This is a genomic window from Buttiauxella sp. 3AFRM03, assembly GCF_003675305.1.
In the GTDB taxonomy this organism is placed as follows: Bacteria; Pseudomonadota; Gammaproteobacteria; order Enterobacterales; family Enterobacteriaceae; genus Buttiauxella; species Buttiauxella ferragutiae.
Genome location: NZ_CP033076.1, coordinates 5,214,079 through 5,236,536 on the forward strand (window position 1 = coordinate 5,214,079; position 22,458 = coordinate 5,236,536).

General features: G+C 50.0%; 18 protein-coding genes and 2 tRNA genes. 15 read left to right on the forward strand and 5 right to left on the reverse strand.

Going from position 1 to position 22,458, the window contains the following annotated elements; all coding sequences use genetic code 11:
* Positions 1-259: 259 nt before the first annotated feature.
* The 9 genes from D8682_RS25960 (at position 260) to D8682_RS26000 (ending at position 13,146) form a co-directional block, all read left to right on the forward strand.
* The gene (locus tag D8682_RS25960) at positions 260-1,654 is read left to right on the forward strand and encodes a NarK family nitrate/nitrite MFS transporter (protein WP_121815554.1); all 1,395 of its coding nucleotides are present in this window, start codon (positions 260-262) and stop codon (positions 1,652-1,654) included.
* Between the two features lie 195 nt (positions 1,655-1,849).
* Positions 1,850-2,557 carry a GntR family transcriptional regulator gene (locus D8682_RS25965; RefSeq protein WP_064547355.1) on the forward strand — a complete coding sequence of 236 codons (708 nt, stop codon included), beginning with the start codon at positions 1,850-1,852 and terminating at the stop codon, positions 2,555-2,557.
* A gap of 8 nt (positions 2,558-2,565) precedes the next feature.
* Positions 2,566-3,540, forward strand: a complete 975-nt coding sequence (locus tag D8682_RS25970; protein ID WP_064547353.1) for a sugar phosphate isomerase/epimerase — start codon at positions 2,566-2,568, stop codon at positions 3,538-3,540.
* Between the two features lie 115 nt (positions 3,541-3,655).
* Entirely contained in the window at positions 3,656-4,897 is a 1,242-nt protein-coding gene (locus tag D8682_RS25975; protein WP_121815555.1) for an MFS transporter, read from the forward strand.
* A gap of 299 nt (positions 4,898-5,196) precedes the next feature.
* Complete coding sequence (locus D8682_RS25980) at positions 5,197-8,943, forward strand: nitrate reductase subunit alpha (RefSeq protein WP_121815556.1); 3,747 nt, start codon at positions 5,197-5,199, stop codon at positions 8,941-8,943.
* Positions 8,940-10,475 (forward strand): nitrate reductase subunit beta, encoded by a 1,536-nt coding sequence (gene narH / locus D8682_RS25985; protein WP_121815557.1) that lies wholly within the window; start codon positions 8,940-8,942, stop codon positions 10,473-10,475. Before D8682_RS25980 ends, narH begins: the two co-directional genes overlap by 4 nt.
* The gene (gene narJ, locus D8682_RS25990; protein ID WP_121815558.1) at positions 10,472-11,173 is read left to right on the forward strand and encodes a nitrate reductase molybdenum cofactor assembly chaperone; all 702 of its coding nucleotides are present in this window, start codon (positions 10,472-10,474) and stop codon (positions 11,171-11,173) included. The genes narH and narJ overlap by 4 nt, the downstream gene beginning before the upstream one ends.
* Positions 11,174-11,175: 2 nt before the next feature.
* Positions 11,176-11,853, forward strand: coding sequence for a respiratory nitrate reductase subunit gamma (gene narI / locus D8682_RS25995; protein ID WP_064547343.1), 678 nt, complete (start codon positions 11,176-11,178; stop codon positions 11,851-11,853).
* A gap of 306 nt (positions 11,854-12,159) precedes the next feature.
* The gene (locus D8682_RS26000; RefSeq protein ID WP_121813607.1) at positions 12,160-13,146 is read left to right on the forward strand and encodes an IS110 family transposase; all 987 of its coding nucleotides are present in this window, start codon (positions 12,160-12,162) and stop codon (positions 13,144-13,146) included.
* 152 nt (positions 13,147-13,298) lie between these two features.
* Here D8682_RS26000 and D8682_RS26005 read toward each other — a convergent pair.
* The 4 genes from D8682_RS26005 to D8682_RS26020 all read right to left on the reverse strand — a co-directional run bounded on the left by D8682_RS26005 (position 13,299) and on the right by D8682_RS26020 (position 15,032).
* Positions 13,299-13,383 (reverse strand) — tRNA-Tyr (locus tag D8682_RS26005).
* 43 nt (positions 13,384-13,426) lie between these two features.
* Positions 13,427-13,511, reverse strand: a tRNA-Tyr gene (locus D8682_RS26010).
* Between the two features lie 166 nt (positions 13,512-13,677).
* Positions 13,678-14,520 (reverse strand): formyltetrahydrofolate deformylase, encoded by an 843-nt coding sequence (gene purU / locus D8682_RS26015; protein WP_064547341.1) that lies wholly within the window; start codon positions 14,518-14,520, stop codon positions 13,678-13,680.
* Positions 14,521-14,573: 53 nt separating this feature from the next.
* On the reverse strand, positions 14,574-15,032 hold the full coding sequence (locus D8682_RS26020) for a YchJ family protein (protein WP_121815559.1): 459 nt from the start codon (positions 15,030-15,032) through the stop codon (positions 14,574-14,576).
* A gap of 115 nt (positions 15,033-15,147) precedes the next feature.
* On the opposite strand from D8682_RS26020, the gene rssA reads away from it, so the two are divergent.
* From rssA to D8682_RS26045, 5 genes are all read left to right on the forward strand, one after another.
* Positions 15,148-16,056: a patatin-like phospholipase RssA gene (rssA, locus tag D8682_RS26025; protein ID WP_064547337.1), complete on the forward strand. Its 909-nt coding sequence runs from the start codon at positions 15,148-15,150 to the stop codon at positions 16,054-16,056.
* A gap of 92 nt (positions 16,057-16,148) precedes the next feature.
* Positions 16,149-17,162 carry a two-component system response regulator RssB gene (rssB, locus tag D8682_RS26030; protein ID WP_064547335.1) on the forward strand — a complete coding sequence of 338 codons (1,014 nt, stop codon included), beginning with the start codon at positions 16,149-16,151 and terminating at the stop codon, positions 17,160-17,162.
* A 199-nt stretch (positions 17,163-17,361) separates the two neighbouring features.
* Positions 17,362-18,270: a UTP--glucose-1-phosphate uridylyltransferase GalU gene (gene galU, locus D8682_RS26035; protein ID WP_064547333.1), complete on the forward strand. Its 909-nt coding sequence runs from the start codon at positions 17,362-17,364 to the stop codon at positions 18,268-18,270.
* A gap of 24 nt (positions 18,271-18,294) precedes the next feature.
* On the forward strand, positions 18,295-19,635 hold the full coding sequence (locus tag D8682_RS26040) for a UDP-glucose/GDP-mannose dehydrogenase family protein (RefSeq protein WP_064547332.1): 1,341 nt from the start codon (positions 18,295-18,297) through the stop codon (positions 19,633-19,635).
* 14 nt (positions 19,636-19,649) lie between these two features.
* On the forward strand, positions 19,650-20,660 hold the full coding sequence (locus D8682_RS26045; RefSeq protein WP_064547330.1) for an NAD-dependent epimerase: 1,011 nt from the start codon (positions 19,650-19,652) through the stop codon (positions 20,658-20,660).
* A gap of 144 nt (positions 20,661-20,804) precedes the next feature.
* On the opposite strand, the gene hns is transcribed toward D8682_RS26045, so the two are convergent.
* Complete coding sequence (hns, locus tag D8682_RS26050) at positions 20,805-21,215, reverse strand: histone-like nucleoid-structuring protein H-NS (protein WP_034494985.1); 411 nt, start codon at positions 21,213-21,215, stop codon at positions 20,805-20,807.
* 556 nt (positions 21,216-21,771) lie between these two features.
* On the opposite strand from hns, the gene tdk reads away from it, so the two are divergent.
* A complete protein-coding gene (tdk, locus tag D8682_RS26055; RefSeq protein WP_064547328.1) occupies positions 21,772-22,377 on the forward strand; it encodes a thymidine kinase in 606 nt (201 codons plus the stop codon).
* The last annotated feature ends 81 nt before the right edge of the window (positions 22,378-22,458 follow it).

Here is a 22,458-nt window from a genome sequence, read left to right on the forward strand (position 1 = left end):
CATCCCCTGGAGTATACCCATACCCCTTAAGGATTACCCACTAATTGCCAGGGGTGGCATAGCGAGATAGCGGGTGACTAACACCTGCTTTCAGCCATGTGAAAAACCACACTATTTTCATTTTCAGTGCTTACCCATAAAGAATGACGGTGAGTTTTTGAACGTTGTTTAGATGGTTTATCCCTTGATTCACATCAATTTCTATTCCTGATTAGCCCCTAATGTGGCGGCAATTACTCTCACTTTTTTTGAGGTGTTTATGTCCCAGTCTCCCGATAGTAGCCAAAAAACGGGATCGCTTATTACCGAGTGGCGACCAGAAGAACCGGCGTTTTGGCAAAGCAGGGGTCACGGCATTGCCAGCCGCAATTTATGGATTTCCGTACCTTGTTTGTTGTTAGCATTCTGCGTGTGGATGCTGTTTAGTGCGGTGGCGGTAAACCTGAATAAGGTGGGTTTCAACTTCACTACTGACCAGTTGTTTATGCTGACCGCGCTGCCGTCAGTTTCCGGGGCTTTGTTGCGCGTGCCTTACTCCTTTATGGTGCCGGTATTCGGTGGCCGCCGCTGGACGGCGTTCAGTACCGGGATTTTGATCATTCCTTGCGTGTGGTTAGGTTTTGCGGTGCAAAACCCAGCAACGCCATTTAGCGTGTTCATCATCATCGCGCTGCTTTGCGGTTTTGCGGGGGCAAACTTTGCCTCCAGCATGGCGAATATCAGTTTCTTCTTCCCGAAAGCAAAACAGGGTGGTGCACTGGGTATTAACGGCGGACTGGGGAACCTGGGCGTGAGCGTGATGCAGCTTGTTGCGCCGCTGGTGATTTCGCTGTCGATGTTTGCAGTATTCGGTGGAACTGGCGTTGAGCAAGCGGATGGCACCATGCTGTTCCTCGAAAACGCCGCCTGGGTGTGGGTGCCATTGCTGGCGATTTTCACTCTCGCCGCGTGGTTTGGTATGCACGACCTCGCCACCTCGAAAGCCTCGTTGAAAGAACAGTTGCCGGTGCTTAAACGCGCGCACTTGTGGATCATGGGCGTACTCTATCTGGCGACTTTCGGTTCGTTTATCGGTTTTTCTGCCGGTTTTGCGATGCTGGCAAAAACCCAGTTCCCGGATGTCAACATTCTGCACTTCGCCTTCTTTGGCCCGCTGTTCGGTGCGCTGGCGCGTTCTGCGGGTGGCGCAATTTCCGACCATTTTGGTGGCACCAAAGTGTCGCTGATTAACTTTGTATTTATGGCGATTTTCAGTGCGTTGCTGTTTACCACGCTGCCACACAATGGTGTCGGCGGTAACTTTATCGCCTTCTTCGGGGTATTCCTGATGTTGTTCCTGACGGCGGGTTTGGGGAGCGGTTCCACCTTCCAGATGATCTCCGTTATCTTCCGTAAGTTGACCATGGATCGTGTGAAAGCGCAGGGCGGCACTGAAGAAAGAGCGTTGCGCGAAGCGGCAACCGATACGGCGGCGGCACTGGGCTTTATCTCGGCGATTGGTGCTGTTGGCGGCTTCTTTATCCCGAAAGCATTTGGCACATCCCTTGCTCTAACCGGTTCTCCGGCGGGGGCAATGAAAGTTTTCCTGGTGTTCTACATTGTTTGTGTGGTGATTACCTGGGCCGTTTATGGCCGCAAATCATCGCGTAAATAGTCCATTTTTAACCATTTGGTTATCCCTTGCGCGGCTTCGGTCGCGCTTTTTTTTGCCTGAAATACCCCCCTGATCCTGCCTTATTCTGAGAGAAACCTCACATTTAGAATAACTACTACCCCTGGTACCATTGTCACTTTCGCAGGCAAAGAGTACCTTTGCCGTAAATCTGGTTTAAACCAAATGGGTTAAAGCATGAAAAGCCGTTCCACAGTAGAAGCCGCAAAAGAGATGCTCAACGACTGGCTGAGCAAAGGTGTGGTACAGCCGGGCAGTAAATTACCTTCTGAACGTGAACTGGAAGAGTTACTGGGCATCAAGCGCATGACACTGCGGCAGGCGCTGTTGTTTCTCGAAGGGGAAGAAAAGATCTTCCGTAAAGATCGTCGCGGCTGGTTCGTTGCCTTACCGTGTTTCAAATACACCCCGAACACGTCCACCAGTTTTAAGCAGGCCGCACTTGAACAGGGCCGTTTGCCATCCTGGGGATTCCTGGAGAAAGAGCGTGTTTATAGTGCTGAGCCGGAAATTTTGGCGTTGTTGAACGTCAAAGAGGGTGATGAAATCTACCAGATTTGTGGATGGGGAGCCCTTGATAATCATAAAGTTTTCTATCATGAAACCTTTATCAATGCGCAGTTTGCACCCGGTTTTATCGACAAATTAGGCGACCGTTCATTTGTTGATGTGTGGCAAGAAGCCTTCGGCAAAAGCTCGCACACGCAGCACTTAGCGTTTAAACCAACACGGCTTTCGGCGGGCGCCTGCAAAGGTATGGGCGGCACGCCCGGTACACCGGCTATCCGTGTTGAAAAATACCGTGCCGACGAAGCCGGGCACGTTATTCAGGTTGATATTGAATATTGGCGTTTTGAATCTGTAGAGTTTTATATCGATTTATAGGAGTTACCATGGATAGCATCCAAGCTACAAAAATTGTCGAGCGCGCCGCGAATCTGCCGCTTTATCTGCATGCCTATGCGTTTCATTTAAACATGCGTATGGAGAAGATCCTGCCGGAAGATTTGCTGGATATTGCCAGCCAACAGCAACTGAAAGGGGTGAAGATTCATGTTGTTGATGGTGAAAGCCAGTCGCTAAGGCATGCCAGCGGTGAGCGGCTCGAGCGTTTTGCGGCGAAAGCGCGCCAGCTAGGGCTGGATGTGCATATCGAAACCAGTGCATCGGATGCGCGGACGATTGATGAAGCGGTCAATATTGCGCTGAAATCGGGTGCCACGTCAGTGCGGTTTTACCCTCGTTATGAAGGTTCGTTGTCTGAGGTAATGGACATTATTGCGAAGGATATTCAGTACATTAAAGCGCAATACCAACACAGCGGCCTGACCTTTACCCTTGAGCAACACGAAGATCTGCAAAGTCACGAATTGGTGCACCTGGTGCAACAGGCCGACTTCCCGCAGCTTTCCCTGCTGTTTGATTTTGCCAACATGATTAATGCCAATGAAGAGCCACTTGAAGCGTTGGCGGTGATGGGAAAAGAAACCACCCAGGTACATATCAAAGATGCGCTGATTAATCACGAAGGTACCGGACGCGGACATACCGCATGTATTTCCGGGCAAGGAGAATTGCCGTTTAAAGAGTTGCTGCTGCAATTAATCTGTTTAGGTGAGGATAAACCCCAGGTCACGGCATTCGGTCTGGAAGAAGAAGTGGATTATTACGCGCCCGCATTTCGTTTTACCGATGAAGACAGCAACCCATGGATCCCATTACGTGAGATGAGTGAAACTCCTTTACCCACATCGGGGCTGGCTGAAAGGCTGAATAAAGAAATTGATGATGCAATGAATCAAATAAGTCATGTCCGCAATATTGTTGCTGACTTGAATAAAGATGCGCTAGCTGTTTTAAATAAATAATTAGAATCATTTAAAGCCAAGTTTCTCACATTGTGTGAGATGGCTATATTCTCAAAAATAATGAATGCCGCTAATTCAGGGTGGGGTGTCTTATGCTAACTAAAAAAGATGGACTATATTTAGTCTTTTGGTTCTGTGCGGTGGAACAATATATAAATTGCCTTCGTTGAAAGATGCATTTTATGTTCCTATGCAGGAGTATTTTCATCTCACCAACGGTGAAATTGGTAACGCGATGTCGGTCAACTCGATTGTCACGACGATTGGTTTCTTCCTGTCTATTTATTTTTCTGACCGTCTGCCACGCCGGTTTACCATGTCGTTTTCACTGATCGCCACCGGTCTGTTGGGTATTTACTTATCCACCATGCCGGGCTATTGGGGGATACTGTTTGTTTGGGCGCTGTTTGGTGTGACCTGCGACATGCTCAACTGGCCGGTGCTACTAAAGTCCGTCAGTTTACTCGGTGACAACACCCAGCAAGGGCGCTTGTTTGGCTTCTTCGAAACCGGACGTGGCATTGTTGATACTATTATTGCCTTCAGTGCACTGGCAGTGTTTACCTGGTTCGGTAGCGACTACTTTGGTTTTAGAGCGGCTATTATATTCTATTCCGCTATCGCGATTGTCGTCGGCGTGGTCATTATGTTTGTGCTGAAAGAAAGCCCGGAAGAACAAGTGGTGAAGCAAGAATGTTCTGAGGAAAAAGCAGATAAACCAGGTATGGGTAGCGTATTAAAAAATAAGACCGTTTGGTTAATTGCTTTCAGCGTATTCTTTGTGTATGCGGTGTATTGCGGCCTGACTTTCTTTATTCCATTCTTAAGAAATATCTACGCATTACCGATTGCCCTGGTGGGTGCTTACGGGATTATTAACCAATATTGCCTGAAAATGGTCGGTGGCCCAATTGGCGGTTTAATTGCCGATAAAGTTTTAAAATCACCAAGCAAGTATCTGTTCTATACCTTTATTGTTAGTGCCATTGCATTAGTCGGCCTGATTTTATTACCACATGAACATATGCCTGTTTATTTGGGTATGGCTTGTACTTTGCTGTTTGGCGCAGTGATCTTTACCCAACGTGCCGTGTTCTTTGCCCCTATCGGCGAGGCGGGCATCAGTGAAAAGAACACCGGTGCGGCGATGGCGCTGGGCAGCTTTATTGGTTATGCCCCGGCGATGTTCTGCTACAGCCTGTATGGTTACATTCTGGACCACAACGCTGGGCTTATCGGCTACCAGATTGTGTTTGGTTTGATGGCGGTATTCGCTTGCGCAGGGATTATCGTTTCTGGCCTGCTGATGAGAAACATCCGTGCGACTCGCCAGCCTGAACTTGTCGAATCTGTCTGATGTATATTTGGGGCTTGCCTTGCTGCAAGCCCCAGTGATTACCCCTTAATACCCAGTCGCTCAATTTTCAACTCCTTTTTAGCCGTAAATACCGATAAATAATATTTGTTATTAATGACTTACTTTCTGTTTGGCGCTTGCCACTTTGGTGGTATATCGGCTGTTCTTGCCTGGAAACTGCTCAACCCCAGTTGATCCTCATCAATTCTCCCCACCTATGCGCGGGTTACCGTGCCAGCAGTCTTAGCAATGTCGACCTTACCAGAAGAGCCTCCAGGCTCCACATCAGGAGAACCCCGATGAGCAAATTTCTTGACCGGTTTCGTTACTTCAAACAGAAGGGCGAAACTTTTGCCGATGGACATGGCCAACTGCTCGATACCAACCGTGATTGGGAAGAAGGTTATCGTCAGCGTTGGCAGCACGACAAAGTGGTTCGCTCCACTCACGGTGTAAACTGCACAGGCTCCTGTAGCTGGAAGATCTACGTCAAAAGCGGCCTGGTGACCTGGGAAACTCAGCAAACCGACTACCCGCGAACCCGCCCTGATATGCCAAACCATGAGCCACGCGGCTGCCCACGCGGTGCAAGCTACTCCTGGTATCTCTACAGCGCCAACCGCCTGAAATATCCTTTGATGCGCAAGCGCCTGATCAAACTGTGGCGTGAAGCTAAAACCCTTCATGCTGACCCGGTCGACGCCTGGGCTTCCATCATCAACGACCCGGAAAAAGCCAAAAGCTATAAACAAGCCCGTGGTCGCGGTGGTTTTGTGCGCTCGAGCTGGCAGGAGGTGAATGAGCTGATTGCTGCCGCCAACGTCTTTACTGCCAAAACCTTCGGCCCTGACCGTATCGCGGGTTTCTCACCGATTCCAGCGATGTCGATGGTTTCGTACGCTTCTGGCGCGCGCTATCTTTCACTGATTGGCGGCACCTGTCTGAGCTTCTACGACTGGTACTGCGATTTACCACCGGCTTCACCAATGACCTGGGGCGAGCAAACCGACGTCCCGGAATCTGCCGACTGGTACAACTCCAGCTACATTATCGCCTGGGGTTCTAACGTCCCGCAGACGCGTACACCTGATGCCCACTTCTTTACCGAAGTGCGTTACAAAGGCACCAAAACTGTGGCGGTGACGCCGGATTACGCCGAAATCGCCAAACTGTGCGACCAGTGGCTGGCACCAAAACAAGGCACTGATGCCGCGATGGCACTGGCAATGGGCCACGTGATGCTGCGTGAGTTCCACCTCGATAACCCGAGCCAGTATTTCACCGATTACGTGCGCCGCTATACCGACATGCCAATGCTGGTGATGCTCGAGGAGCGTGACGGCTTCTACGCAGCAGGCCGTATGCTGCGCGCATCTGACCTGGTGGATGGCCTCGGCCAGGAAAATAACCCGCAGTGGAAAACCGTGGCCATCGATAGCCAGAACGGCGAACTGCTGGCACCGAATGGTTCGATTGGTTACCGCTGGGGCGAGAAGGGCAAGTGGAACCTTGAGCAGCGCGATGGCACCAGCGGTGAAGAAGCTGAACTGCGCCTGAGCCTGTTGGGTAGCCACGACGAAGTGGCGGATGTCGGTTTCCCATACTTTGGTGGTGAAAGCACCGAACACTTCAGCAACGTGAAGCTCGATAACGTACTGATGCACAAACTGCCGGTTAAACGACTTCAACTGGCTGATGGTTCAAGCGCGTTAGTGACCACCGTTTATGACCTGACGCTGGCCAACTATGGCCTCGATCGTGGTCTGGACGACTCGAATTGCGCAGCAAGCTATGACGATGTTAAAGCGTATACCCCAGCGTGGGCTGAGCAAATCACCGGCGTTTCTCGCCAGAACATTATCCGCATCGCACGTGAGTTTGCTGACAACGCAGATAAAACCCATGGCCGCTCGATGATTATCGTCGGTGCCGGGATGAACCACTGGTTCCACATGGACATGAACTACCGTGGCCTGATCAACATGCTGATCTTCTGCGGTTGCGTCGGCCAAAGCGGTGGCGGCTGGGCACACTACGTTGGCCAGGAAAAACTGCGCCCACAAACCGGCTGGACTCCGCTGGCGTTCGCCCTCGACTGGCAGCGCCCACCGCGCCATATGAACAGCACGTCATTCTTCTACAACCACTCCAGCCAGTGGCGCTATGAATCGTTGACCGCAGAAGAACTGCTCTCTCCGCTGGCAGATAAATCCCGTTATAGCGGCCATTTGATTGACTTCAACGTGCGTGCTGAACGCATGGGCTGGTTGCCGTCAGCACCTCAGCTCAACACTAACCCGCTGCATATTGCACAGCAGGCGAAAGCGGCAGGCATGAGCCCGGCGGATTACACCGTTCAGCAGCTGAAAAGTGGCGATATTCGTTTTGCCGCCGAGCAACCGGATGCCGGCAATAACCATCCGCGCAACTTGTTCGTCTGGCGTTCAAACCTGCTGGGTTCTTCCGGTAAGGGCCACGAGTACATGCTCAAATACCTGCTGGGTACCGAAAACGGTATTCAGGGCAAAGACCTCGGTAAAGAAGGCGGCGTGATGCCGGAAGAAGTCGAGTGGGTGGATAACGGCCTCGATGGAAAACTGGATCTGGTTGTAACGCTGGACTTCCGTTTGTCGAGCACCTGTTTGTATTCCGATATCGTGCTGCCAACGGCCACCTGGTATGAGAAAGACGATATGAATACTTCGGATATGCATCCGTTTATTCACCCGCTTTCTGCAGCCGTTGACCCAGCCTGGGATTCAAAAAGCGACTGGGAAATCTATAAAGCCATCGCTAAGAAATTCTCTGAAGTGTGTGTCGGCCATTTGGGCAAAGAAACCGACGTGGTAACGCTGCCAATTCAGCATGATTCCGCAGCAGAACTGGCGCAGCCGTTTGGCGTGATGGACTGGAAAAAAGGTGAATGCGACCTGATTCCAGGTAAAACCGCACCGCATCTGGTGACGGTTGAACGCGATTACCCGGCGACCTACGAGCGTTTCACCTCGGTTGGTCCGTTGATGGAAACCATCGGCAACGGCGGGAAAGGTATCGCGTGGAACACGCAGTCTGAAATGGATCTGCTGCGTAAGCTCAATTACACCAAAACGGAAGGCCCGGCAAAAGGCCAGCCGACTCTCAACACGGCTATCGACGCCGCAGAAATGATCCTCACCCTGGCACCCGAAACCAACGGCCAGGTAGCCGTGAAAGCCTGGGCGGCGCTCAGTGAATTTACCGGTCGTGACCATACGCATCTGGCGCTCAATAAAGAAGATGAAAAGATTCGCTTCCGCGATATTCAGGCACAGCCGCGCAAAATTATCTCCAGCCCAACCTGGTCGGGCCTGGAAGATGAACACGTTTCTTACAGCGCTGGTTACACCAACGTTCACGAGCTGATTCCATGGCGCACCCTGTCTGGCCGCCAGCAGCTGTATCAGGATCACCAGTGGATGCGTGATTTTGGCGAAAGCCTGCTGGTGTACCGTCCGCCGATTGATACCCGCTCCGTCAAAGGCGTGATGGGTAAAAAATCCAACGGTAATCCGGAGAAAGCGCTGAACTTCCTGACGCCGCACCAGAAATGGGGCATTCACTCAACTTATAGCGACAACTTGCTGATGCTGACGCTGTCACGCGGCGGGCCGATTGTCTGGATGAGTGAAATCGACGCCAAAGATTTGGGCATCGAAGATAACGACTGGATTGAAGTGTTCAACAAAAACGGTGCGCTGACGGCGCGTGCAGTGGTCAGCCAGCGTGTGCCTGAAGGCATGACCATGATGTATCACGCGCAGGAACGCATTGTGAACTTGCCTGGTTCTGAAATTACCGGCCAGCGTGGCGGGATTCATAACTCGGTCACCCGTATTAGCCCGAAACCGACGCACATGATTGGCGGTTACGCGCAACTGGCTTACGGCTTTAACTACTACGGCACCGTCGGTTCCAATCGTGATGAGTTCGTGGTGGTGCGCAAGATGAAAGACATTAACTGGTTAGACGGTGAAGGCAACGACCAGAAACAGGAGAGCGTAAAATGAAAATTCGTTCACAAGTCGGCATGGTGCTGAATCTTGATAAGTGCATCGGCTGTCACACCTGTTCTGTGACCTGCAAAAACGTCTGGACCAGCCGCGAAGGGATGGAGTACGCGTGGTTTAACAACGTCGAAACCAAACCGGGGATTGGCTACCCGAACGACTGGGAAAACCAGGAAAAATGGAAGGGCGGTTGGATCCGTAAAATCAACGGCAAACTGCAACCACGCATGGGTAACCGCGCCATGTTGCTGGGTAAAATCTTTGCTAACCCGCATCTGCCGGGCATCGACGATTATTACGAGCCGTTTGATTACGACTATCAGCATCTGCATAACGCACCGGAAGGCAAGCACCAGCCGATTGCGCGCCCGCGCTCGCTGATTACCGGCCAGCGGATGAACAAAATCGAAGCGGGCCCGAACTGGGAAGAGATCCTCGGTGGCGAATTTGAAAAACGCGCCAAAGATCAGAACTTCCAGAACATGCAGAAGGCGATGTACGGCCAGTTCGAAAACACCTTCATGATGTATTTGCCGCGCTTGTGCGAACACTGCCTGAATCCAGCCTGTGTCGCGACTTGCCCAAGCGGGGCGATTTATAAGCGTGAAGAAGACGGCATTGTGCTGATTGACCAGGACAAATGCCGCGGCTGGCGGATGTGTATCACCGGTTGCCCGTACAAAAAGATCTACTTCAACTGGAAAACCGGCAAATCAGAGAAGTGCATTTTCTGTTATCCGCGTATTGAAGCGGGGATGCCGACAGTCTGTTCGGAAACCTGTGTGGGCCGTATTCGTTACCTCGGCGTGGTGTTGTATGACGCCGATGCCATTGAACAGGCCGCCAGTACCGAGAACGAAAAAGATCTCTACGAGCGCCAGTTGAGTATTTTCCTCAACCCGAACGACCCGGCGGTTATCGAACAGGCGCTGAAAGATGGCGTGCCGCAGAGTGTGATTGATGCCGCGCAGCAGTCGCCAGTGTACAAAATGGCGATCGACTGGAAGCTGGCGCTGCCGCTGCATCCTGAATATCGCACGCTGCCGATGGTTTGGTATGTGCCGCCGTTGTCGCCAATTCAGTCTGCGGCTGACGCGGGTGAACTGCCGCATACCGGCATTCTGCCTGACGTTGAAAGCCTGCGTATTCCTGTTGAATACCTGGCGAACTTGCTGACGGCGGGCGACACCGCGCCGGTGCTGCGTGCGCTGAAACGCATGATGGCGATGCGCCATTACAAACGTGCTGAAACGGTCGAAGGCGTTATTGATACCCGTGCACTGGAAGAAGTTGGGCTGACGCAAGCGCAGGCGCAGGAAATGTATCGCTATCTGGCGATTGCTAACTACGAAGATCGTTTCGTGGTGCCATCAAGCCACCGCGAGCTGGCGGCGGATGCGTTCCCTGAAAGCAAAGGCTGCGGCTTCAGTTTTGGCGACGGTTGCCACGGTTCTGATAGCAAATTCAACCTGTTCAACAGCAAACGTATCGACGCGATTGATGTGTCGAACAAAACGGAGCCAAAACCATGATTGAGCTGCTGATCATTTCCCGTTTGCTTGAGTACCCGGATGATGCTCTTTGGCAGCATCAACAAGAGCTACGCGATGCTTTAGCCGAGGGCGAGGCGCTTAATTTGCAACAGGCTGCTCAACTCAACGGCTTTATTACGACGCTGTGCAGCCGTGATTTGCTGGATGCGCAGGCCAGTTACAGCCAGCTGTTTGACCGTGGGCGCGCCACTTCATTGCTGTTGTTTGAACATGTTCACGGCGAATCTCGTGACCGTGGCCAGGCGATGGTCAACCTGATGAACCAGTATCAGCAGGCGGGTATGGAAATTGACAGCCGTGAGCTGCCGGACCATCTGCCGCTGTATCTTGAATATCTGTCGCAGCGGGAAGAAAGCGAGGCGCGTGGCGGTTTGCAGGATGTCGCGCCGATTCTGGCTCTGCTGGCAGCACGCCTGAAACAGCGTGAAAGCGATTATGCGGCGCTGTTTGATGTGCTGTTGGCTATCTCGCAAAGCGATGTGGTGGTGGAAAGCGTTAGCCAGCAAATTGCGGATGAAGCACGTGATGATACGCCGCAAGCACTGGACGCCGTCTGGGAAGAAGAACAGGTGAAATTTGTGGCTGACGCAGGGTGCGGCGAGTCTGAAATCAGCAGCCATCAGCGTCGTTTTGCCGGGGCTGTCGCTCCGCAGTATCTGAATATCGGAGGACAGTAATCATGCAATTTCTCAATGTGTTCTTCTACGACATCTATCCCTACATTTGCGGCACGGTATTCCTGCTCGGCAGTTGGTTGCGTTACGACTACGGCCAGTACACCTGGAAAGCCGGTTCCAGTCAGATGCTGGATCGCAAAGGGATGAACCTGGCGTCCAACCTGTTCCATATCGGGATTCTGGGGATTTTCGCTGGTCACTTACTGGGGATGTTAACGCCGCACTGGATGTATGAGTCTTTCCTGCCCATCGATGTGAAGCAGAAAATGGCGATGATCGCCGGTGGTGCATGTGGCGTGATGACGCTGGTGGGTGGTTTGTTGCTGCTTAAGCGTCGTCTGTTTAACCCGCGGATTCGTGCGACATCAACGACGGCGGATATACTGATCCTTAGCCTGTTGATGATTCAGTGCGCACTGGGCTTGTTGACCATTCCATTCTCTGCCCAACATATGGATGGCAGCGAGATGATGAAACTGGTCGGCTGGGCGCAGGCAGTGGTGACGTTCCAGGGCGGTGCATCTGAGCACCTTGATGGCGTGGCGTTTATCTTCCGCGTGCATTTGGTATTGGGTATGACGCTGTTCCTGTTATTCCCGTTCACCCGTCTGGTGCATGTATGGAGCGCGCCGGTGGAGTATTTGACGCGTAAATATCAGGTGGTTCGCGCTCGTCGCTAAGTTTTGTTGTTTAATTTGAAGATACCTGGCTTAGGCCGGGTATTTTTTTGTGCTTTTGTTGGCGTGGCTGTGTCGGATGACGCTGCGCTTATCCGACCTTGTATCTTGAACCGGTAGCTGGTTAGCTACCGGTTACATGAAACGGAGGAAGCTTGTATCCGACCTGAAGACCTCGATCTTCCGACGTAGCTTAAGCCCTCCGTTTCACCTTTCACGCCACTCAAAATCCGAACGGTAACCAGAAGCTCTGACTTCGCATGTACAAGGCTGGAATGGCGTGTTGGTTCACGTGGAAGGAGATGAAATATGGCTTTTCTCGGTGCTGATATCAGCAAAAATAAAATAGATGTCTGTCTGCTTGTTGCCGGTATTAAGGGTAAGAAAAAGCAGAAAGTCTTCACCAATGAACCCTGTGTGGCCCGCAAAATCATCGACTGGCTGGAGGCCCAAAAATGCGCCTCTGATAATATGACAGTCGTGATGGAAGCCACGGGTATCTACCATGAGAATCTGGCGTATGGGCTTCATGATGCGGGGATTTCTGTCTGCATGGCCAATCCATACCGTGTCCGTGAGTTTGCCTGCGGAATGGATATCCTCACGAAAAATGACACAGTGGACGCATTTGTGCTGGCCTGTTATGGCGAGCTGAAGCATCCCGATGCCTGGGTCCCACCGTCAGTTGAAGTCCGTAAACTCAGGGCGTTGTTGCGTCAGCGCGACGCGCTGAAAGAGGATGTGCAGAGGACGGCCAACCGGCTTGAAAAAGCGCATTCAACCTCGACACCACGGGAGGTCATAGGCTCACTGGAGCGGACACACGGCTGGCTGAGTGATGAACTGGAACGGATAGAAAAGCTCATTACTGACCACACAGATAACGACCCGGGACTGAAGGCCGATCTGGAGCTGCTGAAATCGATAAAATGTGTGAAGGAGCAGGTGGGACGGGAGATGCTGGCACTACTGAAAGACGGGACGTTCAAAAGTGCCTCGCAGGTGGCAGCGTATCTGGGAATAACACCGGTGGAGAGAGTGTCCGGCAGTTCGGTACGCGGGCGGGCACATATGTCAAAAACAGGCCCCTCAATAGTCAGAGCCAAACTGTATGTAGCAGCCCTGAGTGCAATCCGGTGGAATAAACCCGCGAAGGCGATATATGAAAGGCTGGTAGCGAAAGGTAAGGCGAAAAAAGCGGCGCTGGGTGCAGTGATGCGTAAGCTGGTACATATGTGCTTCGGCGTACTGAAAACCCGATTACCATGGGATGAAAATTATGCAGCTACCGCTTGACGTCCAAGACGGTAGCTACGGTTCGGTTTTGATTTTGGTTTTGGTTTTGGTTTTGAATTTTGGTTTTGTAGGTTGGATAAGCGAAGCGTCATCCAACAAGAAATGCTGAGTATGGTGCGATTTGGATAAGTTCGGGAGTTATTACTAAGAGATGGTGGCGGGGGAAGGATTCGAACCTTCGAAGTCGATGACGGCAGATTTACAGTCTGCTCCCTTTGGCCGCTCGGGAACCCCGCCAGGGGTGTTTGCTATTACAGGCCGTGCTTTTGAAGCTTGATGATGGTGGCGGGGGAAGGATTCGAACCTTCGAAGTCGATGACGGCAGATTTACAGTCTGCTCCCTTTGGCCGCTCGGGAACCCCGCCAGGGGTATTACATTTTTTTGGCTTTCTTGCTCGCGTCCTTTGTCTGGAAGCGGGGCGCATCATATCAAATGAAGCGCCGCTGTAAAGCATTCACTGTAAGAAAATGAATCGTTTGCCGTTTTTTTACACGTAACGTTGTAAAGCTAAACAATTCATACGCCAACAGCTAGAGAATGATGGTGCGATTGCCATAAACAAACACGCGTTGCGCCAGTACCTGGTATAACGCGCGGCTTAAAACGTTTTTCTCAACATCACGCCCGGCGCGCATCATATCTTCTGCGGTGTAGGTGTGATCGACGTGAATTACATCCTGCATGATGATTGGGCCTTCATCCAGATTGTCATTCACATAGTGCGCGGTGGCACCGATGATCTTCACGCCACGTTCGTATGCCTGGTGATAAGGACGAGCGCCGATAAACGCTGGCAGGAACGAATGGTGGATATTGATAATCTGGTTCGGGAAGCGTGAAACAAATTCTGGCGTCAATACGCGCATATATTTTGCCAGTACCACGTAATCCGGTTTGTGCGCTTCAATGGCATCTGCCATCTGCTTATCGTGATCTTCACGAGTCAGCCCTTCATGGCTCACCAGCTCAAACGGAATATCAAAACGTTCTACCAGAGTGCGCAGCGTTTCGTGATTGCCGATAACCGCGGCAATTTCGACATCCAGGCCGCCATAGTTGGCTTTCATTAATAGATCGCCCAGGCAGTGCGCTTCTTTGGTCACCAGAATGACGACGCGGCGACGGCCAGCAGGCGTTAACTCACGCACCGAACCTTCAGGCAATGCGCTATCTAAATCGGCCAACAGGGTGTTGTCGTTGAAAATACCTTCAAGCTCGGTACGCATAAAGAAGCGACCGGTGCGATGGTCAACAAACTCATTGTTCTGAACAATGTTCAGCTCGTGTTTGTAACAAATATTGGTGATCTTGGCGATTAACCCTTTTGCGTCAGGGCAGATGGTGCGTAGTACTTTTCGTTGTAATGCTTGCATCGCTTGGTAAGTCCTGTTGTGCGTGTATTTGCTTCAATGTCTGCCACGGCTCGTTATCGGCCACAGCACTTTTTAAATTTTTTCCCGGAGCCGCAAGGGCAGGGGTCATTACGGCCAAACTGTGGGCGCATCCCATCAGCATAGTACCACTGACCGTTTTCCTTTAAGAAACGCGAACGTTCGATGATGGCACTTTCTACGCCTTGCTCTTCAAAACGCGCCACGAAACCGACGAAACCTTCGTTCTCATCACGTCCGTCAGCGGTTTCATACACCGTCAAACCCAGCCAATGTGTCGTTGCAAAACTACCCGAAATATCGCTTTTCAGTGTCGGGCTGCGTGTCTGCGGATACCAGCTTGTTACCAAATAATCTGCTTCCTGCATCACATAGGCGGTATAACGTGAGCGCATAAGCTGTGACGGGGTTGGCGCATACCGGTCTGCGCGTAGGTAAGGCTGGCAACATAAGCTATACTCCAGACCGCTACCACATGGGCAAAGTTGCGACACAGCATCTCCTTGGTTACAAAAAAAGAGTCGGCGTAAATACGCGGGGTTGATATGTTAACTGAGCAGTGGCGACTTCGTCACGGATGATATACCGGGGAACAAAGACCGAGGCGGAATGAGACAGGTAAAGATCGGCCTGGCGTTAGGGTCGGGAGCAGCAAAAGGATGGGCGCATATTGGTGTCATTAATGCGTTAAAACGTGCAGGCATTCAGATTGATATCGTTGCAGGTTGCTCCGTAGGGGCACTGGTCGGTGCCGCTTATGCCAGTAATCGCTTGCCTATGATGGAACGGTGGGTGCGCTCGTTCGGCTATTGGGATGTTCTGCGACTGATGGATCTTTCCTGGCGCCGTGGCGGTTTGTTGCGTGGCGAAAGAGTGTTCAATAACATTCGCAAGATAATCACCGAAGAAAATATTGAAGACTGCGCGCTGCGCTTCGGTTCCGTTGCCACCAATTTAAGTACTGGCCGCGAGCTATGGTTCACGGATGGTGATCTGCATCAGGCGGTTCGTGCGTCTTGTAGCATGCCTGGGTTGTTGTCGCCTGTTGGATACAACGGTTATTGGCTGGTGGATGGTGCGGTGGTCAACCCTGTGCCAGTGTCGCTAACCCGAGCGTTAGGGGCCGATATCGTTATCGCAGTCGATCTACAGCACGACGCGCATCTGATGCAGCAAGATTTACTTTCCGTCAATATGACGACGCCATTGGCAGACAACCAGGTGCAACCTGATAGCTGGCGCGGACGGTTGCGTGAGCAACTGGGTAAAATCACCACCCGACGAGCCAGTACTACGCCAACGGCGATGGAAATCATGACCACTTCCATTCAAGTGTTGGAAAACCGCCTGAAACGCAACCGTATGGCGGGCGACCCACCAGATATTTTGCTGCAACCTTTCTGCCCGCAGATTTCAACTCTGGATTTCCACCGTGCCGCTGAGGCGATCAGTGCCGGGAGCCTGGCGGTTGAAAAAAAGATAGATGAGTTGCTGCCACTGGTTCGTACCCATGAATGAATTTTCTGATTTACATGACTTCTGGCAATTCTGACAGGCGACCAAGGCCATACCATGCCACTATTTAATTATTGCCAGTCAGGGGAGCGCACATGACACAGCCACTCGATGGAAAGCTCATCCTCATTGTTGAGGATGAGCCCGTTTTCCGCTCTTTGCTGGATAATTACCTTACCTCTTTAGGGGCGATAATTACGGTTGCCACAGATGGCATTGATGCGCTGGAGAAAATGAGCCATTTAGCCCCTGATTTGTTGATTTGCGATCTGGCTATGCCGCGCATGAACGGGCTAAAACTGGTAGAGCATTTGCGTAATGAAGGGATTCAAACGCCGATACTGGTCATTTCGGCCACCGAAAATATGTCAGATATCGCCAAAGCATTACGCTTTGGTGTGCAGGATGTCTTGCTCAAACCGATTAAAGATCTCAACCGCCTGCGTGAAACGGTGTTCGCCTGCCTCTATCCCAACATGTTCAATTCTCGTGTCGAAGAAGAAGAGCGATTATTTAAAGACTGGGACGCGCTGGTTAGCGACCCGCAGGCAGCATCCAAATTATTGCAAGAGTTGCAACCTCCCGTGCAACAAGTGATGTCGCACTGCCGCATCAATTACCGTCAACTGATCACCCTTAATCAGCCTGGGCTTGTGCTGGATATCGCGCCGCTTTCAGAAAACGATCTGGCATTTTATTGTCTTGATGTGACCCGCGCCGGGGATAACGGTGTGTTAGCCGCGTTGTTATTACGCGCGTTATTTAATGGCTTACTGCAAGAGCATCTTTCCCAGCAACGCCAGCGCTTACCAGAGTTAGGGAATTTACTTAAACAAGTGAACCAGTTATTACGCCAGGCGAATTTGACCGGCCAATTCCCGTTGATGGTGGGCTATTATCATAGCGAGCTCAAGAATCTGATTTTGGTCTCGGCGGGGCTGAATGCCACCTTAAATACCGGCGAGCATCAAATCCAGGTCAGCAACGGTGTGCCGTTAGGAACCCTGGGCAATACTTACCTCAACCAAATCAGCCAGCGCTGCGAATCCTGGCAGTGCCAGGTTTGGGGTACGGGCGGGCGATTACGCCTGATGTTGTCTGCGGAATGAGCATCTGGACGACTGAAAACATTTAGTTTTTCTCCCCTGACAGCGTGGGTGTTAATATCGCAATTAACTCATTCGTATTTATCTTAAATTACCAACGCATCGGGTAAACAGCCGTAGATTTCATTTTTAAGCTGATATACTCGAGGCGTTTTTTAATTGACTTGCAAGTGAAAACTTGAACAGTCCAGGAGATTTTTCAATGGCTGCCCTTAATTCAAAAGTAAGAAAAGCAGTAATCCCTGTCGCGGGATTAGGCACGCGTATGTTACCGGCTACTAAGGCTATTCCTAAAGAGATGTTGCCTTTGGTTGATAAACCTTTAATTCAGTATGTGGTCAACGAATGTATCGCCGCAGGTATTACTGAAATTGTTCTGGTGACTCACTCTTCGAAAAACTCCATCGAAAACCATTTCGATACCAGTTTCGAACTGGAAGCGATGCTGGAAAAACGCGTTAAGCGCCAGTTGTTGGAAGAAGTTCAGGCTATTTGCCCTCCACATGTCACGATTATGCAGGTTCGACAGGGTCTGGCAAAAGGCCTTGGTCACGCCGTGTTGTGTGCTCACCCGGTTGTGGGTGATGAGCCAGTTGCGGTAATCCTGCCTGATGTGATCCTTGATGAGTTCGAATCTGATCTTTCCCAGGATAACCTGGCTGAAATGATCAAACGTTTTGATGCTACAGGCCACAGCCAAATCATGGTTGAGCCCGTAGAAGATGTGACGGCTTATGGTGTTGTTGACTGCAAAGGCGTTGAATTGAACGCAGGCGATAGCGTGCCAATGGTGGGTATCGTTGAGAAGCCGAAAGCAAATGTTGCGCCATCCAATCTTGCTGTAGTGGGGCGTTATGTCCTGACGGCAGATATCTGGCCGCTGCTGTCCAAAACGCCTCCGGGTGCTGGCGATGAAATTCAGCTGACTGACTCCATCGCTATGTTGATGGAAAAACAGACTGTTGAAGCCTACCACATGAAAGGCGTTAGCCATGACTGCGGTAATAAACTCGGCTACATGCAGGCGTTTGTGGAATACGGTATCCGTCATAGTTCTCTGGGGCCAGATTTTAAAGCCTGGTTAGAAGAGATTGTTGGCGCGAAAAAGTAATTCATTTCAACGCAGGAAAGAAAGATGAAAGTTACTGTATTTGGTATCGGCTATGTTGGACTTGTGCAGGCTGCGGTGCTTGCAGAAGTCGGTCACGAAGTGATGTGCATAGATGTCGATGCGAAGAAAGTTGAAAATCTGAAAAACGGCGTGATCCCGATTTTTGAACCTGGCTTAACGCCACTGGTTAAGAAAAACTATGAAGAAGGCCGTTTGCAGTTCAGCACCGATGCTGAAATGGGTGTTCATCATGGTGAAATGCAATTTATTGCTGTTGGAACGCCGCCTGATGAAGACGGCTCTGCTGACCTGAAATATGTCACTGCTGTGGCGCGTACTATCGCGCAGCACATGACTTCCCATAAAGTTGTGCTCGATAAGTCTACCGTTCCAGTCGGAACCGCAGACAGAGTGCGCAGCGTAATGGAAGAAACGCTGAAAGCGCGTGGCGTAGAAATTCCATTCGATGTAGTTTCTAACCCTGAATTCCTGAAGGAAGGTGCCGCAGTTTCTGACTGTATGCGCCCTGAGCGTATTGTTATCGGTACTGATAACGATGATGTGGTCGATTTATTGCGTGAACTGTATGAACCGTTCAACCGCAATCATGACCGTATGATCCTGATGGATATCCGTAGCGCCGAGTTGACCAAGTACGCAGCCAACTGCATGCTGGCGACTAAAATCAGCTTTATGAACGAAATCTCTAACCTGGCAGAACGTCTGGGTGCGGATATCGAGAAAGTGCGTATGGGTATCGGTTCTGACTCACGCATCGGTTACAGCTTTATCTATCCTGGCTGTGGTTATGGTGGTTCCTGCTTCCCTAAAGATGTGCAGGCACTGATTCGTACTGCTCAGCAGATTGGCTATACACCACGTATTCTGCAAGCAGTCGAAGAGGTAAACCACGACCAGAAGTTAAAACTCCCTGAGTTTATTTCTCGTCACTTTGGTGAAGACCTGAAAGGCAAGACCTTCGCGCTGTGGGGGCTCTCTTTCAAACCGAATACTGACGATATGCGTGAAGCCTCAAGCCGCGTCCTGATGGAAGCGCTTTGGGAACGCGGTGCTCAGGTGCAGGCGTATGACCCGGAAGCAATGGATGAAACCCAGCGCATTTACGGACATCGTTCAGACCTGAAATTGATGGGTACCAAAGAAGCTGCATTACAAGATGCAGATGCTCTGGTTATTTGTACAGAGTGGCAAAGTTTCCGTGCACCTGATTTCGATGCAATTAAGAAATCACTAAAGCAACCGGTTATCTTTGACGGCCGTAACCTGTATGATCCTGAGAGACTCAGCAAGCGCGGCTTTGTTTATTATGCAATCGGCCGCGGAGCGTCCATCAATATTGCATAATAAATGAGGGTTGTATGAAATTTCTGGTTACCGGCGCCGCAGGCTTTATTGGATTCCATGTTAGTGAACGTCTGCTCAACGCCGGTCACCAGGTTATCGGTATCGATAACCTGAACGACTATTATGACGTCAATCTCAAACAAGCTCGTCTTGATCGCCTTGCTCCTCATTCATCATTCCGTTTCGAAAAAATTGACCTCGCCGATCGTAATGGTATGGCGCAATTATTTGCCACTGAGAAATTCGATCGTGTGATTCATCTTGCTGCGCAAGCTGGTGTTCGTTATTCAATCGATAACCCTCACGCTTATGCGGATTCAAATCTGGTAGGGCATTTAAATGTGCTCGAAGGTTGCCGCCATAATAAAGTCGGGCATCTGTTATATGCGTCTTCAAGCTCAGTATATGGCCTGAATCGTAAACTCCCGTTCTCCACGGATGACAGTGTCGATCATCCAATTTCTTTATATGCGGCAACTAAAAAAGCCAACGAGTTGATGTCACATACCTACTCGCACTTATATGGATTGCCAACGACGGGTTTGCGTTTCTTTACCGTTTATGGTCCGTGGGGGCGCCCGGATATGGCGTTATTTAAATTTACTCGTGCGATTGTCGAAGGGAAGAGTATTGATGTTTACAATCACGGACAAATGCGTCGTGATTTTACTTATATCGATGATATTGCTGAGGCGATTGTGCGTTTACAGGACGTCATTCCACAAGCTGATGCACAATGGACGGTAGAAGAGGGAACGCCAGCAACTAGCTCAGCGCCGTATCGTGTATATAACATCGGTAATAGCAACCCAGTGACGCTGATGGATTATATTACGGCCCTGGAAACCTCACTGGGTAAAGTTGCGCACAAGAACATGCTTCCTATGCAGCCTGGTGACGTGCTGGAGACCAGTGCGGATACACAGGCGCTGTATGATGTTATCGGCTTCAAGCCACAGACATCAGTAAACGATGGCGTACAGAACTTTGTAGACTGGTATAAGGCTTTCTATAAAGTCAGCTGACACCGTGATTAGTTTGTAAAATGAAAAAGGAAGCTCAGGCTTCCTTTTTTGTGGATACTGCTTTCGGCATAATTTAAAAAAACATTACACACAAATAAAAATCCCGCCGAAGCGGGATTTAATAAGCAGCACTAAAAGCGAAAATTAGGCAATCAGGAAGTCTTCCAGTTTCTTGCCTTGTTCTTCCATTGCTTTTTTGATTACTGCTGGAGTACGGCCCTGGCCAGTCCAGGTTTTGCTTTCGCCGTTTTCGTCGATGTACTGATATTTAGCTGGGCGCGCAGCGCGTTTTGCTTTGCCTGCAGATTTAACAGCAGCCATGCTATTCAGTAATTCGTTAGGATCAATGCCGTCAGCGATCAGCATTTCACGGTATTGTTGCAGTTTACGAGTACGCTCTTCAATTTCTGCAGCAGCAGCATTATCTTCTTCGCGACGTTCGTTAACAACAACTTCTAATTTTTCCAGCATTTCTTCCAGCGTTTCCAGAGTACATTCTCTAGCTTGTGCACGAAGAGTACGGATGTTGTTCAGAATTTTAAGTGCTTCGCTCATTTTAGTAATCTCAATCTTATATTGATGGTTGGCTTGATGGGCTAATAATAGAGGCTTAAATTAACTTCTGCAATAGGCGGGAATGTAAGGAATTCAAAATTCCATAATATTTTGTCGATTTATAAAAGAACATTAACTTAAATTTTGCTTCATACGGCGGGAAAACAAAACGTGGATAACTCACTTTTTCAACAACAACCCTGATAGTAACAGGGGTTGTTGAGGCTCTAAATTGAGGTGTGACCGCATTAATGGTGAAATATCAACCTTTGGTATTATTGTCCTAAACAGTGGATATTCTTAATAGATAATTATTATTAGGGATTCAATGAGTTCCATCGTATAGCAATGAAAATGCTGAAAACTCCGTAAGTTAAGTGCAGCGTGACGAACTTCAAACATCAGGTGCATAACAACCATTTTGCTCTACTACTTATATATCAGAAGAACAATACAGAATTTTTTCTTACAAACCTCAGGCAACGATAACTCTGTAACGGCTTATGATATAATCCGTGTTAATAATATTTACATTTTAACTCAGGCTAGCTGACCAATGGCACAACTCTACTTTTACTATTCCGCAATGAATGCGGGTAAATCCACGGCATTACTGCAATCCTCATACAACTATCAAGAGCGCGGGATGCGTACGCTGGTGTATACCGCAGAAATTGACAACCGGTTTGGCTCTGGGAAGGTGAGTTCACGTATTGGATTATCGTCGCCCGCTAAGCTCTACAATGGCTCAACCCAATTATTCAATGAAATAAGTGAAGAGCATCAGCGTGATGCCGTGCATTGTGTTCTGGTGGATGAATGCCAGTTCCTGACACGCGATCAAGTACTAGCGTTATCAGACGTGGTGGATGAATTAGATATTCCCGTACTGTGTTATGGATTACGTACTGATTTTCAGGGCGAATTATTTGGCGGAAGCCGCTATTTATTAGCGTGGTCAGATAAGCTAGTAGAATTAAAAACTATTTGTTTCTGTGGTCGCAAAGCCAGTATGGTGTTGCGACTTGATCAGGAAGGCCGTCCATATAACCAGGGTGAGCAAGTGGTTATTGGTGGCAATGAACGTTATGTGTCGGTTTGCCGCAAGCATTATAAAGAAGCGCTACAAAAAGGCTCTCTGCAGGGCATCCAGAGCGCATAAAAAATAAAAGCGAGGGGAAGGCTAGTCTTTCCCGCTGGTCTTCGTGAAGGGCTGTACATTGCGAATTTGAAAAGCAGACAT

Bases quoted from the DNA above. Each gene is read 5' to 3' on its own strand.
- rssB (WP_064547335.1), top strand. From the start codon at position 16,149: ATGACACAGCCACTCGATGGAAAGCTCATCCTCATTGTTGAGGATGAG.
- tdk (WP_064547328.1), top strand. From the start codon at position 21,772: ATGGCACAACTCTACTTTTACTATTCCGCAATGAATGCGGGTAAATCC.
- D8682_RS26040 (WP_064547332.1), top strand. From the start codon at position 18,295: ATGAAAGTTACTGTATTTGGTATCGGCTATGTTGGACTTGTGCAGGCT.
- D8682_RS26045 (WP_064547330.1), top strand. From the start codon at position 19,650: ATGAAATTTCTGGTTACCGGCGCCGCAGGCTTTATTGGATTCCATGTT.
- narJ (WP_121815558.1), top strand. From the start codon at position 10,472: ATGATTGAGCTGCTGATCATTTCCCGTTTGCTTGAGTACCCGGATGAT.
- rssA (WP_064547337.1), top strand. From the start codon at position 15,148: ATGAGACAGGTAAAGATCGGCCTGGCGTTAGGGTCGGGAGCAGCAAAA.
- D8682_RS26000 (WP_121813607.1), top strand. From the start codon at position 12,160: ATGGCTTTTCTCGGTGCTGATATCAGCAAAAATAAAATAGATGTCTGT.
- hns (WP_034494985.1), bottom strand. From the start codon at position 21,215: ATGAGCGAAGCACTTAAAATTCTGAACAACATCCGTACTCTTCGTGCA.
- D8682_RS25965 (WP_064547355.1), top strand. From the start codon at position 1,850: ATGAAAAGCCGTTCCACAGTAGAAGCCGCAAAAGAGATGCTCAACGAC.
- galU (WP_064547333.1), top strand. From the start codon at position 17,362: ATGGCTGCCCTTAATTCAAAAGTAAGAAAAGCAGTAATCCCTGTCGCG.
- narH (WP_121815557.1), top strand. From the start codon at position 8,940: ATGAAAATTCGTTCACAAGTCGGCATGGTGCTGAATCTTGATAAGTGC.
- D8682_RS25970 (WP_064547353.1), top strand. From the start codon at position 2,566: ATGGATAGCATCCAAGCTACAAAAATTGTCGAGCGCGCCGCGAATCTG.
- D8682_RS25980 (WP_121815556.1), top strand. From the start codon at position 5,197: ATGAGCAAATTTCTTGACCGGTTTCGTTACTTCAAACAGAAGGGCGAA.
- D8682_RS25960 (WP_121815554.1), top strand. From the start codon at position 260: ATGTCCCAGTCTCCCGATAGTAGCCAAAAAACGGGATCGCTTATTACC.
- purU (WP_064547341.1), bottom strand. From the start codon at position 14,520: ATGCAAGCATTACAACGAAAAGTACTACGCACCATCTGCCCTGACGCA.
- narI (WP_064547343.1), top strand. From the start codon at position 11,176: ATGCAATTTCTCAATGTGTTCTTCTACGACATCTATCCCTACATTTGC.